The organism is Gallaecimonas xiamenensis 3-C-1, assembly GCF_000299915.1.
GTDB lineage: Bacteria > Pseudomonadota > Gammaproteobacteria > Enterobacterales > Gallaecimonadaceae > Gallaecimonas > Gallaecimonas xiamenensis.
Map to the genome: position 1 here is coordinate 18,201 of NZ_AMRI01000035.1, position 16,315 is coordinate 34,515.

Here is a 16,315-nt window from a genome sequence, read left to right on the forward strand (position 1 = left end):
ATGTATTTACCCTTAACGCCTGAGCAAAGGTTGCAGCCGTTTGTCGATGGCCTCACGCGCCCTGAAGATCCGCGACCGTACCGTGCCCACTGGGCATTCCATGACGGTGGCGATCTCCTCGTAGCTGAGGCCTTCCATTTCTCGCAAGGTGATGGCGGAACGCAAGTCGTCCGGCAGGGACTCTATGGTTTCGAACACCACCTTCTTGATCTCTTCGGACAGCAACATCCGCTCCGGGCTGTCCACCTCACGCAGCGCATCGGCGCCGTCGTAAAATTCTGCTTCGTCCGCATCCACATCATTGGCGGGCGGGCGGCGGCCCTGGGCCACCAGATAATTCTTGGCGCTGTTGACCGCAATGCGGTACAGCCAAGTATAAAAGGCGCTCTCGCCACGGAAGTTGGGTAATGCCCTGTAAGCCTTGATAAAGGCCTCTTGGACCACGTCCGGCACATCACCCTGGTTCTTCACATAACGGCTGACCAGGTTGGCCAATCGGTGCTGATACTTGGCCACCAGCAGATTGAACGCCTGTTTGTCACCACGCTGGACACGCTCGACGAGCGCCAGGTCGTTATCTACGGTCTGCTCAGTCATCCGAGCCTGTTCTCCCAACATATTCTTCTCAAATCTGCGTTGTGACTCGGTACAAGCGCCACCTCTATGACGCAGCCATTCTGGGGAAGTTCAATGCTTCCTGAACTTTTTGACTCACCCTCGACTTTGGAGGGATACTGCGCCGCATCCAGTCACTTGCCCTGCCCGCCATCATACTGTATGCACGCAGACACTGACCATCTCTGTGACGTCCTGGTCATCGGCAGCGGTGCCGCCGGCCTGACGTTGGCCCTGAAACTGGCCGACCATGCCAAGGTGCTGGTCCTGGCCAAAGGCCCACTCAAAGAAGGCTCCACCTACTATGCCCAGGGTGGTATTGCCGCCGTCTTCGACGAAACCGACACCATCGACTCCCACGTGGACGACACCCTGGTGGCCGGTGGCGGCATCTGTGAGGTAGAAGCGGTACGCTTTACCGCCAGCCACGCCAAGGCCGCCTTGGAATGGCTGATCTCCCTCGGGGTGCCTTTTGACAAGGAAGAAGGGGCAGACGGGGAATCCCGTTACCACCTGACCCGGGAAGGGGGCCACAGCCACAGGCGTATCCTGCACGCTGCCGACGCCACTGGCCGAGCGGTGCAGGTGACCCTGGTCGAACAGGTGCGCCGCCACCCCAACATCACCCTGCTGGAAGCCCACAACGCCGTGGACTTGCTGACCGGCCGCAAGTTCGGCCTGGCCAGCGACCGCTGCTTTGGCGCCTATGTGTGGAACCGCAACAAGGCCAGGGTAGAGACGGTGCGGGCCAAGGCAGTGGTGCTGGCGACCGGCGGCGCGTCCAAGGTGTACCAGTACACCTCCAACCCGGACGTGGCCTCGGGTGATGGTATCGCCATGGCCTGGCGGGCCGGCTGCCGGGTGGCCAACATGGAATTCAACCAGTTCCACCCCACCTGCCTCTACCACCCCCAGGCCAGGAACTTCCTGGTCACAGAAGCCCTGCGCGGCGAAGGCGCCGTACTGCGCCGCCCCGACGGCAGCCGCTTTATGGATCAGTACCATGACATGGGCGAATTGGCGCCAAGGGACGTGGTAGCCCGGGCCATTGACCACGAGATGAAAAAGCTGGGGGCCGACTGCGTCTACCTGGACATCTCCCACAAGGCGCCGGACTTCGTCACCAAGCACTTCCCCACCATTTACGAGAAGCTCAAGGGCCTTGGCATCGACATCACCCAAGAGCCTATCCCGGTGGTGCCGGCCGCCCACTACACCTGTGGCGGCGTGATGACTGACCTCAACGGCCAGACCGATCTGCCCGGCCTCTACGCCATAGGGGAAGTGGCCTACACCGGCCTGCACGGCGCCAACCGCATGGCCTCCAACTCCCTGCTCGAATGCCTGGTGTTCGGCAACGCCGCCGCCCAGCAGATCCAAGGGGAGCTGGCCAGCCTGGATGAGCTGCCCATGGCCCCGCCCTGGGACGAGTCCAAGGTCACCGATTCCGATGAGGAAGTGGTGATCGCCCACAACTGGCACGAGCTGCGACTGTTCATGTGGGACTACGTGGGCATAGTGCGCACCAACAAGCGCCTGGAGCGGGCCATGCACCGCATCGAATTGCTCAAGCAGGAGATCCACGACTACTACGCCAACTTCCGGGTGTCCAACAACCTGCTGGAGCTGCGTAACCTGGTGCAGGTAGCCGAGCTTATCGTGCGCTGCGCCATGGACAGGAAGGAGTCGCGGGGCCTGCACTACAACCTGGACTACCCAAACCAGCTGCCGGATGCCGGCCCTACGGTGCTGCGCCCAGACAACGTTTGAGGCGGCGCCAGTCCGCCTCGCCCAATTCTGCCCGGTACAGCCAGTACCAATAGCCGCCCGCCCTGAACATCACCAGGTGCGGGCTTTTCATTGCCCGCTGCAAGGTGACGGCGGTGCCGTCGAGGCGCAGCTGCCCCGCCTCGTTCAGCCACAACAAGGCCGGGGCCGGGGGCAAACGCACCCACCACAGGGGAATAAGCAGCAAGAGGGCGGGCCAGCCCAGCCAAAAAAGGGCCGGCACCACCAGCAGCAGCGGCGCACGGTCCAGCCAGGGCCGCCACCGCCAGGGGGAGATCAGCAGGTTATGACTGGATACGGGCGTGGACACGGTCAATCATGAACTTGACCATGGCGGCCAGTTCCGGGTCCGGGCACACCTGGTGGCCCATCACCCAGGCGAACAGATCCGGGTCGTCCTGGGTCAGCAGCCGCTCGAAGGTCAGCTTGTCCTGGTCGCTCAGATCGTCATAAGCCTCTTCCACGAAGGGTTCGAACAACACGTCCAGCTCCAGCATGCCGCGGCGGCACGCCCACTTGAGGCGGGATTTGGTGATTCTATCTGTCATTGAACATGACTCCGGCAAAGATCCATGGCGGCAAGTTTACCTGCTTGATCTCGCAAGCGCAGCCTATTCAGCCCAGGGGCCCCCTTGCAGTATGATGGCGGCAACGACAAAAGGAGGTTATTGATGTCATCCTGGCAATCCATCCTCGAGACCCTGCCTAGCCAGCCCCTGCCCCTGGCCCTGCCGCCGCTGGCGCTGGTGCCCATGACCCAATGGGGCCTGGTACGGCTGGCCGGCAGCGAAGCCGAGAAGTTCCTGCAAGGGCAGATCACCGCTGACCTCAAGCAACTGCCCAAAGACAAAGCCACCCTGGCCGCCCAGTGCGACCCCAAGGGCAAGATGCTGGGCATGTTCACCCTGGCCTGGCAAGGGGACGACCTGCTGCTGCTCCAGGCCCGTGACGCCGTGGCCAGCCAGCTTCCGGGCATGGCCAAGTTTGCCGTCTTCAACAAGGTGACCCTGACTGACGCCAGCGACCAGCTGTTGCTGCTGGGCCTGGCCGGTAGCCAGGCTAATGGGGCCCTGGCCAAGGCCGGCCTTACCGTGCCCGGTGAAGCGGGCGGCGTCAGCCAACTGGACGGCGGCCTGCTGCTGCGCCTCGACGCCCAGCGCCTGGTGCTGGCCCTGGCGCCAAACGCCATGGCCGAAGTGGTTGCCAAGCTTGACGGCGACTGGTTTGAACCGGCCGCCTGGCAAGGACTGGACGTTCTGGCCGGTACTCCCTGGCTGCCGGCCGCCCTGCAAGGGGAATACATTCCCCAGCAGATGAACCTGGACAAACTGGGTGGCATCAGCTTTGAAAAGGGCTGCTACATAGGCCAGGAAGTGGTGGCGCGCATGCATTTTCGCGGCGGCAACAAGCGGGCCCTTTGGCAACTGGTGGGCAGCGCCGAAGCCACCCCCAAGGCCGGTGACGAACTGGAGCTGCAACTGGGGGAAAGCTTTCGCCGGGGCGGCATCGTAGTGAGCGCCTACCGTTTTGCCGAAGGGGAGCTGCGCCTGTTGGCGGTGGCCGCCAACGATCTGGAAGCCGACAGCCGTTTTCGGGTCAAAGACGCCCCGGACAGCCAACTGCAACTGGTATGACTAAGGCCGCCCCCAGGGCGGCCTTTTTATTTAAGGCTGTTACCACAGCCCCTCAGCACTTGCCCGTCCAACCTGACCTGGACTTGGGTGTCAAACTCCTCGCCGCTCATGTCGTCACTGCAGGGCCCGGGGCTCAGTGCCACCTCAAACAGCTCTGCCTTGTAATAAGTGATGGCACCGTCTTGGTATGGCTCAGTCTTGCCACTCAGGGTGCGCTGGCCATAGTCTGTGGACAACAACAGCCCCTTGGCACCGATCTCCAGGCTCCAACCCGGCTCATTGCCAAGGGCCCTGAACTCCACGCCCCGGTTGCGGGCCAGGTCCCAGGGAGTGGCACTCAGGTCCCTTTGGCAGCTGTCCTGGCCCTCGGGGGTACTGAGCTGACCGCCTTCGGCGTTCAAGGTAAAGCGCAGTGTGTCATTACCAAAACCACCGGCAACGGGGCTGACCTGTTGCGCCTGGCCGTCCAGGTACAGCCTGGCCTGACCCCCTTCGACTTCCAGCACCAGGGTGGTGCTATTGCAATGAAACAGGCTGAGCTGGTGTGGGCTTGGGGTGCGTTCCGACAGGTCTGGTGGTTCCGGTGCTTTGGCGGTCACAGTCCGCCCCTGGTTGGCGTCGTTGCAGGCGGTGAGCGCCAGAGCCAGCAGCGGCCAGCTGAACTTGTTCATCTTTGCCTCCCTCTCCTTGCCTTTTGGCAACCTTATTGCCCCCGGTTCAACCCAGGCTGACAACAGCCGCTAAACCACCCATTTACCCCAGGGAAAATGGTGCATAAAGAAGCCATTTTTCCCTTACGGCCAGTAAGTTGGCTTTGTTAAAGTAGGGTCAACCCAAGGAGGCGTCTATGAAGCGCATTGTGATAGTCGGGGGCGGCGCAGGCGGCCTGGAACTGGCCTGTCGTCTGGGCCGCAGTGTGGGCAAAAAGCACCTGGCCCAGGTGCTGCTCATTGACCAGCACCGCCAGCATGTCTGGAAACCCCTGCTCCATGAGGTGGCCACCGGTTCCTTCAACCCGGAACTGGGGGGCGCCGACTACCTGAACCTGGCCCGCCTCAACGGCTTCCAGTTTGTCCAAGGCCAGCTCACCGAGCTGGACAGAGACAACCGCCAGCTGACCCTGGCCCCCACCCGCGACGGCAAAGGCCGCTTCCTGACCCGTAACCAACAGCTCCATTACGACCTGCTAGTGATGGCGGTAGGCAGCCAAAGCGCCGATTTCGGTACCCCCGGGGTGGCCGACCATGCCTTCTTCCTGGACGGCCCCGAACAGGCCAATGTCTACCACGACCATCTGCTGGCCAAGGTTCAACAGCAAACCCTGAGCGACACTCCCCAGCAGCTGAGCATAGCCATAGTCGGCGCTGGCGCCACAGGTGTGGAGTTGTCCGCCGAATTGCACAGTGCCGAGCGAGTGTTCCGCCACTATGGCGCCAAGCATTTGAGCCTGGATTTGACCCTGTTGGAAGCCGGCCCCCGCATCCTGCCCGCCCTTAACGAGCGTATCGCCGCCAAGGCGCAGCGGGAACTCAACAAGTTGGGGGTCAAGGTGCGCACCAGCGCCAAGGTGGTGGAAGCCACCAAGGATGCCTTCGTGCTGGAAGGGGACGAGCGGGTGGAGGCCGACCTGCTGGTCTGGGCCGCCGGCATCAAAGGCGCCGACTGGGTAGGCCAGCTGGGGCTGGAGGTGTCCAGGCGCAACCAGTTGGTGGTGAACGGCCAGCTACGCACCTCGGATGAACATATCTATGCCCTAGGGGATTGCTGCGACGCCGCCCCGCCCCGGGCCCAGGCCGCCAACCAGCAGGCCATCTACCTCAATAAATGCCTGGGGGCGCTCATTAAGGGCGAGCGTTTCGACGACAGCTTCGTCTACCAGGATTACGGCTCTTTGGTGTCACTGGCCGAGCACAGCGCCGTGGGCGGCCTGATGGGCAGCCTGGCCAAAGGCACCCTCTTTGTCGAGGGGCACCTGGCCCGCTGGATGTACATCTCCCTGTACCGCAAACACCAGCTGGCCCTGTTCGGCTTCTGGCGCACCTTGGGGCTGATGATTGCCGACAAGCTCAACGGCTGGGTCAGGCCCCGCCTCAAGCTGCATTGAGGCGGCGCACTCCCTCCACTGGGTCCAGGGAATGGGCCGGCACAGGCCGGCCCACGTAAAAGCCCTGGATCCAGTCACAGCCCATGCCCTTAAGCAGAGCCACGGCTTGGGCATCTTCCACCCCTTCTGCCACCACTTCGATATCCAGGCCATGGGCCAGGGTCACCACACCGCTGACCAGCTTGACGGCCCTGGGATCCGACGCCATCTCCTGCACAAAACTGCGGTCCAGCTTCAACACTTCGGGAGCAAAATGTTGAAGATGGGACAGGCTTGAAAAGCCGGTACCGAAGTCATCCACCGCCAGGCGCATGCCCTTGGCGCGGATCTTGGTCAAAAAGCACTGGGCCTTGGCCGGGTCACGAAGCAAGGCCCCCTCGGTCAATTCCAGCTCCATGAATTCCCCGGCTATGCCCTGCTGTTCCAGGTGCTCGGCGATAAAGTCTGCCAAGCCCTCGTCTTCAAATTGCAGCGCCGAAACGTTGACCGCCATGGACAGCCTGGGCCACTGCTGGCGCCAGGCGGCCAACTGGGCAATGGCGCTGGCCAGCACCCAGCGCCCCACAGGGCGGATAAGGCCGGTTTCTTCCAGCAGCGGCACGAATTCGGAAGGGGGCACCAGCGTGTCACCCTGGCGCCAGCGGATCAGGGCCTCCACTGCCACCAACCGGTGCTCCTTCAGGCAAAACTGGGGCTGGTAGTAGAGTTCGAACTCGTCGTTGTCCAGGGCGGTACGCAACCGGTTCTCCATGCGCACCACATCGATACTGGGCCCAGCCAGGGCCTCGGTGAAAAAGCGGTGACAGTCGCGCCCGGCCTGCTTGGCGGCGTACATGGCCACTTCCACCCGCCGCAGCAGGGCTTCCACCGACTGACCGTCCTGGGGATAGCGCACCAGACCGGCGCTGTGGGTCAGCACGTGGCGCTCGCCGTCGAGGATCACCGGTTGGGCCATCAACTGGTGCAAGTGGCTTACCAGGCTATCCAATTCCTCATCGCTGAGGCTGTGGGCGCCGGCCAGCATGAACTCGTCGCCCCCGACCCTGGCCACCAGCAGTTCACCACCGTAGGCCTGCTCCAGGCGCTGGGCCAGTTGGCTTAGCACCTGGTCACCGGTGTGGTGCCCCAGGGTTTCATTGATGTTCTTGAACCTGTCGAGATCCAGCTGGCATAAGAAGCCGGTACGGCCCTGGCGCAACCACTGCTGCAGGTTTTGACGCAGCAGCACCCTGTTGGCCAGGCCGGTCAGCAGATCATGGTGGGACAGGTGCCAGATACGGCTCTTTTGGGTGCGGCTTTCGGTGACGTCGGTCATGGTGCCCGCCACCCGTACCGTGACGCCGGCGTCGTCGAGGATGGGGTAGGCGTTGTCCTTGATCCAGCGCTCGCCGCCGTCCTGCATCTGGATACGGTATTCCAGTTCGGTTTCTCCCTGCACCCTAAGTCCCTGCTCCACCACTTGCCTGACGGCGTCGCGGTCGGTGGGTACTATGGCCTGGAGCCAATCCATGGGGTCCTGGCGCAGCCGCTCCAAGGAGCGGCCAGTGAGATCCTCATAACGGGGGGAAACATAATCGATGCGGTTGGCCCGCACGTCATAACTCCAGAACACCTGGGGCAGGCGCGACACCAATTCGCGCATCAGCCGTTCGTTGTCCGCCAGCTTGGCCTGAGCCTGGCGCTCGCGACTGCGGTCAACGGCGGCCACCAACAGCGCTTCCTGCTCACCAAAGGGCACCCGGCGCACCAAGACTTCCACCCTTTGTCCCTGACCAGCCAGGGTCATTTCCGCCAAGGCTGGGTGCTGATCGGCCAGGCCTTCATCCAGCAATTTGTTGGCCGCTTCCCTGAACTCAGGGGCAAAAATCAGGTCAAGGGTATGGGTTGTGGGGGCAAGGGCTGCTGCCTTGTCATTGCATTGCAATACCCTGTGGGCTTCGTCCACCAGCCAGATGGCCAGGGGATGTTCGTCAAAAAGGGCCCGGTAACATCGGGCTTGGCGTAGCTGCCCAGCCAGAGCCTGGCGCTGGCGCCTGGCATAGCTGAGGATCAGCCTGTAGAGCAACACCGCCGTGACCAGTACAAACAGGCTACCCTTCCAGGTTTGCACCCAGGGGACGTCGCCAAACCAGTACAGGCTGAGGCTGTCCGACCCCCAGATCCACCCGAGGGCCAGCAGAGAGTAGAGCAGGACTATGCCCAGAGGGCCCAGTCCCTTGGCAGATCGGTTGTTATCGTTATTGTGGCTGCGCTCTGGCATCGGCTTAACAATCTGGCTAGGTTTATCCGCCTCTCTAGATAAACATGTTTTTAACCTGAGCTGTAGTACCTAACAATGTTGCTTACATTTAATGCCTCCGGCCATACCTTCACCCTGGCCCGCACCCAGGGATTGGAACAGTTATACGTGGACGACAAACCGGTCAGCGTGCGCAAGATCCCGGGCGACAACACCGAACACCGCTTCGCCCTGGCCGGTAAGGAGTGGCAACTGCAGCTGTCCTTGGAACAGGGCTTGTACCGCTTTGCGCTGAGCGCCGACGGCGTCACCCAGCAGCAGGGCCAGGCTCCCCTGCCGGACGACCTTGACCAGCGACCCGTGCCCCCCATAGACCCGGCCGAGACAGGCCATGGCAAAGGCTTTGGCTGGCTGGCCCTTGGCCTTAAGCTGTTCAAGAGCGTGTCAGCCATCAAGGTAGCCCTGGCTGGCGCCAGCTTTGCCTCTTATGCCTACCTGTTCGACTGGAAGATAGCCCTGGCCCTGATTGCCATATTGGTGTTCCACGAATACGGCCATCTCAAGGCCATGCACCGCTTCCACATTCCCACCAAGGGCATTTACCTCATCCCCTTCTTTGGCGGGGCGGCGGTGTCGGCAGAGCAATTTAAGACTCAATGGCAGGAAGTCTATGTGGCCCTGGCCGGCCCCAGCTTTGGCTTACTGTTGTGCCTGGTTACCGGGGCCCTCTATTGGCTGACCGGCATACCCTGGCTGGGGGCTGTACTGACCCTGGGGGCCTTCTTGAACCTCTTCAACCTGCTGCCCATCCACCCTCTGGACGGCGGCCGGGTACTCAAAGCCGCCATGGCCTCCACCCAGAAAAAGGCCGCCTTCTACGCCGTGCTGGCCTTCTCCGCCCTGGGTTTTGCCTTGAGCCTGTATTTTGGCCTGCTGCTGCTGAGCATATTGCTGGTGGCCGGGGTTATGGACCTGCTGGGAGAAAGAAAGGCGCCCAGTAGCCAGGCACCCATGGATAAATGGGCTATGGTGGTATCGGCGGCCTGGTATCTGGCCGTGCTGCTGCCATTATTAGGCATACTGATGGTCATGGCCGACAGTGGTCTCCCTGGGACCGAGATCCCACATTTGATACTGTCGTCTTAAACGACAAAGTTAGAGAGTGGGAATGTTAGAAGCCCCTATCCCCAGCAATGACGAGCAGCGCCTGGCGGCCCTGGACAGGTCCGGGTTGCTAAGAAGCCGGCCAGACCCGCGCTTTGACAGGGTGGCCCGGCTGGCCAAGCGCCTGTTCAAAAGCAATACCGCCCTGATTTCCCTGGTCGCCAAGGACGAACAATGGTTCAAAGCCAAAGATGGCCTTGAGGCCCAGGCATTGCCGCGCAAAACCTCCTTTTGTGGCCACGCCGTAGCCCAGTCGGCGCCCCTTATCGTCAAAGACACCAAGGACGATCCGCGCTTTTTCGACAACCCTCTGGTGACCGGCCATCCCTTTATCCGTTTCTACGCCGGCTACCCCGTCTACTTTGAGGGGCAGGTACTGGGCACCCTCTGCGTCTTTGCCGACAAACCCCGGGCCTTTAGCGACGAGGATATGGATACCCTGGCCAGCCTGGCCTCCTGGGTCGAGAACGAAATCCGCCTGAGCGCCATGGCCCACCGCCACCTGGATCTGCAATTGCAGCTGGACAACGCCCGCCGCGACGCCCTGACCGACCCCATGACCGGCGCCTGGACCCGCCGGCTGCTTACCGAGCAGCTGGCCCCGGAGATCAACCGACGCCGGCACGACAGCCTGGTTACCTCCTTGATGTTGGTGGATGTAGACCGCTTCAAGCAGATAAATGACGAGCACGGCCATGACGTAGGAGACGCCGTGCTGGTAGAGATAGTAGCCCGCCTGAACCACCTGCTGCGCAGCAGTGACATAGTCGTGCGGCTGGGCGGTGACGAATTCCTGGTCTACCTGGGGGGCTGCCCCGAAGCCGAGGCACAGCACCTGGCCAAAAGGGTACTCGATGGGGTGATGGCCGAGCCTTGCCTTCTGCCGGACGGCACCCTGCTCCCCCTTAGCCTCAGCATAGGGGTGGCCAGCAGCAACGATTTGGACCTGGACGCCCTGACCGCCCTGGCTGACGACGCCCTCTACGACAGCAAAAAAGGCGGCCGTGGCCGTTGGTCTGCCCGCCAGCAACAAGTCGGCTAAGCAGTTATCATTTCCTTAACCAAAAAGACGCCCTGTTGTCACTGCCATAGGGCCCTTAAGCTGACCTGGTTTCGTTCCCTGATCTGGCAAGGACGCCGTTCTTTTCAGGAAACCGCACACATCGCGCTTTTCCCTCCTTTGGCCTGGCTAAGGCCCTGACGGCAAAAACCTTTTCCATAAAGGGATTCAGATCTTCGACCAAAAGGTCGCCAGATCTTTAATGACGGCGTTCAATTCGTGACCTGTGCCGCACATGGTAAAAACCCTTTTGGCAAACAATAGGTTGCTTATTGACAGCTCAGTTTTTGAGCGGCATGCTCCTTGCACTTAAGAACCTGCTGATGAAAGCCTCAAGGATAAGAGGATCTGAGAGCGGGGCTGGTGGGCAGATGGTCAAGGCCATCTTAGACCCGAACACTCCGGCTCTGTGCCGGGAGAAGATAATCACATCGCCAAGAGGCTTGGCAGGCAGTAGGCCGGTGGCGATCTTGATATAGAAGAATAGCGTCATGCGCACTTTTAAAGGCTCGGATAAATTCTATGTCGGTCAGGCGGTCGGTATTTTTGCACTGGCAATAGCTGCCGTGATCCTTAATAACCAGCAGATCCCGCTTAGAGGTACCTTAGTGGTATTGGCGGCCAGCCTGGGGCTTTTTCTACTGGTACGTTGGTTTATGGACAAGAATGTCCGTGGCCTGTGCTTTGATGAGGTCAGCCTGGAGATCCGCTACCCCCGTGGGCGGGTCCTGCTGCAAAAGGACGAGATCACCCGTATCGAGTCGGTAGGTAGCTCCAGGGTACCGGCCTGGTTTATCTACACCAACGGCAACCGCTACCTGGTGCGCACCCAGCATTTTCCCCACTGGATCCGCCTGCAGATCCTGGATCAGATGCAAAAATTCCGCGCCCAACTTCCCTAAGCCGCTCCCCTGCGGCTTTTCTCAGCAAAATGACAGTCAGGCCCGGTTAAGATCGGGCTTATGGCGATTATCGGTAATACCCCATGTTGAGCGATGAACTGAATTTCCTGCTTCCCTTCCTGCTGGCTGCGGCCGGCTTTTTCGCCCTGTCACTGCTGTTGTACCTGTGGCGCCGGCTGCGTATGCGCCGGCCCTTTGAGCGCCAGCCCCTGCTGAGCGAAGAGGAAGTGCTTTTTCTGCGGCGCTTGGACAGCGCCTGTGGCGAAGACTTCAGGGCCTTTACCAAAGTGCGTTGGGCCGATGTGATTGGCGTCCAGCCCAGATTCAAAGGCAGCGATTACCAGCGGGTGTTTGAACGCATTTGCGCCAAACGCCTGGACTTTGTGCTTTGCTACCCGGATCTGAGCGTGGCAATGGTGGTGGAAAGGGAAGCCAGCAACCCCAACCGCGCCCGGCGCAAAAGGGATGCAGAGCTGGTGCGGATCTGCGATCAAATCGGTTTGCCGCTTCTGGTGGTAAAAGACGACCCTAGCCTCGATGCCCTGCATCTTCGGGCCCATATCGAAAAGCGCCTTAACCGTCTCCCCCCTCAGGCCCCGGTACGGGCCGTCGAGGCGTCAGAAGAAAGACAAGAGCGTACCCAGGAAGTCAGCCTGCCTCCCATCAGCGCCCTGGCCCCCCTGCCCAAAGGAGAGCGGCTTTGCCCCAAGTGCAACGCCGTGATGCAAAAGCGCAAGGTCGCCAAAGGCAAATACGAAGGCCAAAGTTTCTGGGCCTGCTCGGCTTATCCCCTTTGCAAGACGGTACAACCCATCAAGGAAGAAACCGCCGACAAGCCGGTATTGCAGGCAAGTATTAAGGACAAGGAAGTGGTCACAGAGGGCCTATTTACCTTGAGGGCCACAAGATAAAAAGCAACATCAAGCCGGGTCTTGCCCGGCTTTTTTACGCCCCAAATTCACACCAATGGCGATAGAATCTTCACAAGCTTCATTAGGATATGGTCGCTTTTAACAAGCAGCCCAGGGTCGGGCTGGCATCTTGCACGAAAGGGAAGACAACTGGCTCCAGGCCCTGAGGTTGGCAGGCATTGACCTAGCCTTTAATCCTTTGTCTATGGAGAGCCAATGAAAGCATTATCCCTTTTGGCAGCTGCCTTGCTGTCCTCCTCGGCCTTTGCCGCCGAAACCCCTTTTCAATTATCCCAAGATACCTTGGTTGACGGCCAAGTGGACTCGGCCACGGCCCAGCACCTTAGCCTGCCTTTGCAGGTACAAAACCAGGGCTTTGCCCATACCGATGCTACGACTGTCCTGAAAGGCAACTACCTGCACGACAATGCCCTTATCCAGTTCGATATCAATACTGACGGCAATACCGCCTACTACCTGGGTAAGCAGGTTCAAGGTACGCAATACAAAGGCAACTGGTATGACAGTCAAGGCAATGCCGGCGACTTCAACCTCACCGCCGGTGACGATGACCAAAATGGTGGCGATTGTAACGCCGCCACCGAAACTGGCTGGTTTAACGGCTATTACTGCAATGCCGAGATCGATGGTGGCGGCTGGCAATTGGTGGCAGTGCGCAATACTGCCAATCCTCGAGAAGCTGTCACAAGCATTACGTCCATAGACAGCGAACAGTACTTGCAGCCAGAACTCTGGGTTGAACTGAAGCGGAAATCCTCTGAGGTCCTTTTCCTGCAGCCAGCCACAAACCTATGGGGAATTATGAATATTGCAGAAGCAAGTAACCCCAGTTTCTGTGTTCCATTAGTCGACGACCTTAGCTCACCTAAGTTGGTGCATGCCGAAAATTCAGGTTGTGATGCCAACAATACAGACTACACCATGGTCGGCCACCCTTCTGACAGCAGCAAAACTCAAGGCAATCTCTACTCTTACTCAACAGCCTACAAACTGTGGGTACGCCAAAACTTCGGCATAGTTTCTTACAACGGTACTTTGATGGTATTCGTACGATAGCCCTATACTAGGCGCCTTAGGCGCCTTTTTCTTGGCCAAAATTCCGCCAGGGCCATTGCTCCTGTCACACAAAGTCAGTAGGCTTGCGCCCCTTATTAACTAAGGGGTATCCCAGAGTGCTGACCACCGCCAATATCACCATGCAGTTCGGCGACAAGCCGCTTTTCGAAAACATCTCCGTCAAGTTTGGTGAGGGCAACCGTTATGGCCTGATCGGTGCCAACGGCTGTGGTAAGTCCACCTTCATGAAGATCCTCACCGGCGAGCTGGAACCGAGCGGCGGTAACGTCTCCCTGGCGCCCCATACCCGCATGGCCAAACTGGGCCAGGACCAGTTTGCCTTCGAAGACTTTTCCGTTATCGACACCGTGGTGATGGGCCATGCCGAGCTGTGGGCCATCAAGGCCGAGCGCGACCGCATTTACAGCCTGCCGGATATGAGCGAAGAAGACGGCATGAAGGTGGCCGACCTTGAAGTGCAGTTTGCCGAGATGGACGGCTATAGCGCCGAAGCCCGTGCCGGTGAACTGCTGCTGGGTCTGGGCATACCGCTGGAGCAACACTACGGCCTGATGGCCGCCGTCGCCCCCGGCCTCAAGGTACGGGTGCTGCTGGCCCAGGTGCTGTTCTCCGACCCCGACGTGATGCTGCTGGACGAACCGACCAACAACTTGGACATCCACACCATCCGTTGGCTCGAAGGGGTGCTCACCGAGCGCGACTCCACCATGATCATCATTTCCCACGACCGCCACTTCTTAAACCAGGTGTGCACCCACATGGCGGACATGGACTACGGTGAGCTGCGCCTCTATCCGGGCAACTACGACGAATACATGACCGCCGCCGAGCAGACCCGCGAGCGCCTGTTGGCCGACAACGCCAAGAAGAAAGCGCAAATCGCCGAGCTGCAGACCTTCGTTAGCCGCTTCTCGGCCAACGCCTCCAAAGCCAAGCAGGCCACCAGCCGCGCCAAGCTGATTGATAAAATCCAACTGGAAGAAGTGAAGCCTTCTTCCCGCCAGAGCCCCTTTATTCGCTTCGAGCAGGCCAAACAACTCTATCGCCAGGCGCTGCAGGTGGAAAACCTGGCCCAGGGCTACGACGGCGAGCTGCTGTTCAAAGACTTTAAACTTAGCGTGGAAGTGGGCGAGCGCATCGCCATCATCGGTGCCAACGGTGTGGGTAAATCCACCCTGTTGAACACCCTGGCCGGGGTCATGGAGCCCAAAGACGGCGCCATCAAATGGTCCGAGAACGCCAACATCGGCTTCTACGCCCAGGATCACGCCGAAGATTTCGCCATGGACACCAACCTGATGGACTGGATGGCCCAGTGGCAGCAGGAAGGGGACGACGAGCAGACCCTGCGCGCCGCCCTTGGCCGCATGCTGTTTAGCCAGAACGACATCAAGAAGAAGGTCAAGGTGCTGTCCGGTGGTGAGCAGGGCCGTATGCTCATTGGCAAGCTGATGATGCACAAGCCCAACATCCTGTTGATGGACGAGCCCACCAACCACATGGACATGGAGTCCATCGAGGCCCTGAACCTGGCCCTGGAACACTACAAGGGCACCCTGCTGTTCGTGTCCCACGACCGCCAGTTTGTCAGCTCCCTGGCCACCCGCATCATCGAGGTGACCCCCACCGGTATCAAGGATTACCTGGGCAGTTACGACGACTACCTCAAGGCCCAAGGCATCAACGAGATGCGATAAGCCAACAGAAACAGCGCCCAAGGGCGCTGTTTTTTTATCCCCACCAAGGGCTTACCGGGTGTCCCTTCTCAGGGTTCAAGCCATTGTCACCGACAGTCGCTTTTTTTAACTACATCCATAACCCGAGCCCGTCACCATGTTCCTTCGTCGTTCTTCCCTGCCCGCATTGGCCCTGATGACAGCCCTGTTGGGCGGCTGCGCCACTTCGCAACCTATCAGCGCCTTCGACGCTGCCCCCAGCCCTGTGCAACAGGCCCTGGACAGCTACCAGTTTTCCCAGGCCAAAGCCCAGCTGGCCCAAGCCGCCGCACAAGGCGACAACGAAGCCCAAGCCTTCCTCGCCGCCTACGGCCAGTGGCTGGACAGCCTCTGCGCCTTGGAAAACGGCCCTGCCCAGCCCCAGGCCGACGAGGCCCAGCGCCTGCTGGTGCCCGCCCCCTCCGGTCAGCGCGATTACCGCCAGGCCGCCTTCTGGGCCCAGCGTGCCGCCGACGCCAACAACCCCATGGGTCAGTTCCTGATTGGCTACCTGCACGAGTTGGGTTTTGGCGCCACCCCAGACAAAGCCCTGGCTTTCGATTACTACCACAAGGCCGCCGCCCAAGGCCTGACCGCCGCCAAACACCGCCTGGCCCTGCTGGCCCAACGGGATCAACAAAGCTGAGCTGCGGCTGCCGCCTTGGGCGGCAGCCTTATCCCCGGCCTTGGCGGCACAATCGCCTGTCGACCCAGCGCCGGTAAAGCCAGGTCAGCCAAGGCGAAACCCAAGAACGGGTAATCAACCAACCCAGCGGCCTTAACCACCAGATAAAAGCGAAAAGTCGCCGGTAGGCCTCCATGCCATGCCAAAGCGCACCTTCAGCATCTTTCACATGCAGGCTGCGAAGGGCCAGGGCCGGGTCGATACCTTCCGCCCTTAGCCTGGTCTCCTGGCCGTTGATGTCGCACCAATACACTCCTACCTCCGGCGCCCAGCGCTCAAAGCTCGCCCGGTCTCGGCGACAGCGAGGACAGCCGCCGTCATAAAATACCGTTAACACTATCGCTACTTCAGTCATCATCGCCCCTGGTCGCCTTTATTGGCTTTTTTTTTTTTTTCTTCT

16 protein-coding genes are annotated in these 16,315 nt (G+C 60.3%); 10 read left to right on the forward strand and 6 right to left on the reverse strand.

The window, feature by feature from the left end:
- Positions 1 to 12: 12 nt before the first annotated feature.
- Complete coding sequence (rpoE, locus tag B3C1_RS17815; RefSeq protein WP_008486543.1) at positions 13 to 597, reverse strand: RNA polymerase sigma factor RpoE; 585 nt, start codon at positions 595 to 597, stop codon at positions 13 to 15.
- A 180-nt stretch (positions 598 to 777) separates the two neighbouring features.
- Between rpoE and nadB the strand changes: the two genes are divergently transcribed.
- Positions 778 to 2,385, forward strand: coding sequence for an L-aspartate oxidase (nadB, locus tag B3C1_RS17820; RefSeq protein ID WP_008486544.1), 1,608 nt, complete (start codon positions 778 to 780; stop codon positions 2,383 to 2,385).
- Here nadB and B3C1_RS17825 read toward each other — a convergent pair.
- Positions 2,357 to 2,713: a hypothetical protein gene (locus tag B3C1_RS17825; RefSeq protein WP_008486545.1), complete on the reverse strand. Its 357-nt coding sequence runs from the start codon at positions 2,711 to 2,713 to the stop codon at positions 2,357 to 2,359. The two genes, nadB and B3C1_RS17825, sit on opposite strands and share 29 nt — an antisense overlap.
- Positions 2,688 to 2,951, reverse strand: coding sequence for an FAD assembly factor SdhE (locus B3C1_RS17830; RefSeq protein ID WP_008486546.1), 264 nt, complete (start codon positions 2,949 to 2,951; stop codon positions 2,688 to 2,690). The genes B3C1_RS17825 and B3C1_RS17830 overlap by 26 nt, the downstream gene beginning before the upstream one ends.
- A 123-nt stretch (positions 2,952 to 3,074) precedes the next feature.
- On the opposite strand from B3C1_RS17830, the gene ygfZ reads away from it, so the two are divergent.
- Complete coding sequence (ygfZ, locus tag B3C1_RS17835; protein WP_008486547.1) at positions 3,075 to 4,037, forward strand: tRNA-modifying protein YgfZ; 963 nt, start codon at positions 3,075 to 3,077, stop codon at positions 4,035 to 4,037.
- Between the two features lie 26 nt (positions 4,038 to 4,063).
- Here ygfZ and B3C1_RS19560 read toward each other — a convergent pair whose 3' ends face one another.
- The gene (locus tag B3C1_RS19560; protein WP_008486549.1) at positions 4,064 to 4,708 is read right to left on the reverse strand and encodes a COG3650 family protein; all 645 of its coding nucleotides are present in this window, start codon (positions 4,706 to 4,708) and stop codon (positions 4,064 to 4,066) included.
- 176 nt (positions 4,709 to 4,884) lie between these two features.
- Here B3C1_RS19560 and B3C1_RS17845 point away from each other — a divergent pair, with 176 nt between their 5' ends.
- Positions 4,885 to 6,141: an NAD(P)/FAD-dependent oxidoreductase gene (locus B3C1_RS17845; protein WP_008486550.1), complete on the forward strand. Its 1,257-nt coding sequence runs from the start codon at positions 4,885 to 4,887 to the stop codon at positions 6,139 to 6,141.
- Here the strand turns inward: B3C1_RS17845 and B3C1_RS19565 are convergent.
- Positions 6,128 to 8,401, reverse strand: coding sequence for a putative bifunctional diguanylate cyclase/phosphodiesterase (locus B3C1_RS19565; RefSeq protein ID WP_008486551.1), 2,274 nt, complete (start codon positions 8,399 to 8,401; stop codon positions 6,128 to 6,130). The genes B3C1_RS17845 and B3C1_RS19565 overlap by 14 nt on opposite strands.
- Positions 8,402 to 8,476: 75 nt before the next feature.
- Between B3C1_RS19565 and B3C1_RS17855 the strand changes: the two genes are divergently transcribed.
- The 7 genes from B3C1_RS17855 to B3C1_RS17890 all read left to right on the forward strand — a co-directional run bounded on the left by B3C1_RS17855 (position 8,477) and on the right by B3C1_RS17890 (position 15,876).
- A complete protein-coding gene (locus tag B3C1_RS17855) occupies positions 8,477 to 9,526 on the forward strand; it encodes a metalloprotease (RefSeq protein ID WP_008486552.1) in 1,050 nt (349 codons plus the stop codon).
- A gap of 22 nt (positions 9,527 to 9,548) precedes the next feature.
- On the forward strand, positions 9,549 to 10,586 hold the full coding sequence (locus tag B3C1_RS17860) for a sensor domain-containing diguanylate cyclase (protein WP_008486553.1): 1,038 nt from the start codon (positions 9,549 to 9,551) through the stop codon (positions 10,584 to 10,586).
- Between the two features lie 509 nt (positions 10,587 to 11,095).
- Positions 11,096 to 11,506: a hypothetical protein gene (locus B3C1_RS17870; RefSeq protein ID WP_008486556.1), complete on the forward strand. Its 411-nt coding sequence runs from the start codon at positions 11,096 to 11,098 to the stop codon at positions 11,504 to 11,506.
- Positions 11,507 to 11,589: 83 nt separating this feature from the next.
- Positions 11,590 to 12,417 (forward strand): DUF2726 domain-containing protein, encoded by an 828-nt coding sequence (locus tag B3C1_RS17875; RefSeq protein ID WP_008486557.1) that lies wholly within the window; start codon positions 11,590 to 11,592, stop codon positions 12,415 to 12,417.
- Between the two features lie 216 nt (positions 12,418 to 12,633).
- On the forward strand, positions 12,634 to 13,494 hold the full coding sequence (locus B3C1_RS17880; RefSeq protein ID WP_008486558.1) for a hypothetical protein: 861 nt from the start codon (positions 12,634 to 12,636) through the stop codon (positions 13,492 to 13,494).
- Positions 13,495 to 13,610: 116 nt separating this feature from the next.
- Positions 13,611 to 15,212 carry an ABC-F family ATPase gene (locus B3C1_RS17885; RefSeq protein ID WP_008486559.1) on the forward strand — a complete coding sequence of 534 codons (1,602 nt, stop codon included), beginning with the start codon at positions 13,611 to 13,613 and terminating at the stop codon, positions 15,210 to 15,212.
- A 136-nt stretch (positions 15,213 to 15,348) separates the two neighbouring features.
- Positions 15,349 to 15,876, forward strand: a complete 528-nt coding sequence (locus B3C1_RS17890) for a tetratricopeptide repeat protein (RefSeq protein ID WP_008486560.1) — start codon at positions 15,349 to 15,351, stop codon at positions 15,874 to 15,876.
- 28 nt (positions 15,877 to 15,904) lie between these two features.
- On the opposite strand, the gene B3C1_RS20880 is transcribed toward B3C1_RS17890, so the two are convergent.
- Positions 15,905 to 16,273 (reverse strand): thiol-disulfide oxidoreductase DCC family protein, encoded by a 369-nt coding sequence (locus B3C1_RS20880; RefSeq protein WP_008486561.1) that lies wholly within the window; start codon positions 16,271 to 16,273, stop codon positions 15,905 to 15,907.
- Positions 16,274 to 16,315: the final 42 nt, after the last annotated feature.

Excerpts from the sequence above, each read along its gene's own strand:
- rpoE (WP_008486543.1), bottom strand. The coding sequence starts at position 597 with ATGACTGAGCAGACCGTAGATAACGACCTGGCGCTCGTCGAGCGTGTC.
- nadB (WP_008486544.1), top strand. The coding sequence starts at position 778 with ATGCACGCAGACACTGACCATCTCTGTGACGTCCTGGTCATCGGCAGC.
- B3C1_RS17830 (WP_008486546.1), bottom strand. The coding sequence starts at position 2,951 with ATGACAGATAGAATCACCAAATCCCGCCTCAAGTGGGCGTGCCGCCGC.
- ygfZ (WP_008486547.1), top strand. The coding sequence starts at position 3,075 with ATGTCATCCTGGCAATCCATCCTCGAGACCCTGCCTAGCCAGCCCCTG.
- B3C1_RS19560 (WP_008486549.1), bottom strand. The coding sequence starts at position 4,708 with ATGAACAAGTTCAGCTGGCCGCTGCTGGCTCTGGCGCTCACCGCCTGC.
- B3C1_RS17845 (WP_008486550.1), top strand. The coding sequence starts at position 4,885 with ATGAAGCGCATTGTGATAGTCGGGGGCGGCGCAGGCGGCCTGGAACTG.
- B3C1_RS19565 (WP_008486551.1), bottom strand. The coding sequence starts at position 8,401 with ATGCCAGAGCGCAGCCACAATAACGATAACAACCGATCTGCCAAGGGA.
- B3C1_RS17855 (WP_008486552.1), top strand. The coding sequence starts at position 8,477 with ATGTTGCTTACATTTAATGCCTCCGGCCATACCTTCACCCTGGCCCGC.
- B3C1_RS17860 (WP_008486553.1), top strand. The coding sequence starts at position 9,549 with ATGTTAGAAGCCCCTATCCCCAGCAATGACGAGCAGCGCCTGGCGGCC.
- B3C1_RS17870 (WP_008486556.1), top strand. The coding sequence starts at position 11,096 with ATGCGCACTTTTAAAGGCTCGGATAAATTCTATGTCGGTCAGGCGGTC.
- B3C1_RS17875 (WP_008486557.1), top strand. The coding sequence starts at position 11,590 with ATGTTGAGCGATGAACTGAATTTCCTGCTTCCCTTCCTGCTGGCTGCG.
- B3C1_RS17880 (WP_008486558.1), top strand. The coding sequence starts at position 12,634 with ATGAAAGCATTATCCCTTTTGGCAGCTGCCTTGCTGTCCTCCTCGGCC.
- B3C1_RS17890 (WP_008486560.1), top strand. The coding sequence starts at position 15,349 with ATGTTCCTTCGTCGTTCTTCCCTGCCCGCATTGGCCCTGATGACAGCC.
- B3C1_RS20880 (WP_008486561.1), bottom strand. The coding sequence starts at position 16,273 with ATGATGACTGAAGTAGCGATAGTGTTAACGGTATTTTATGACGGCGGC.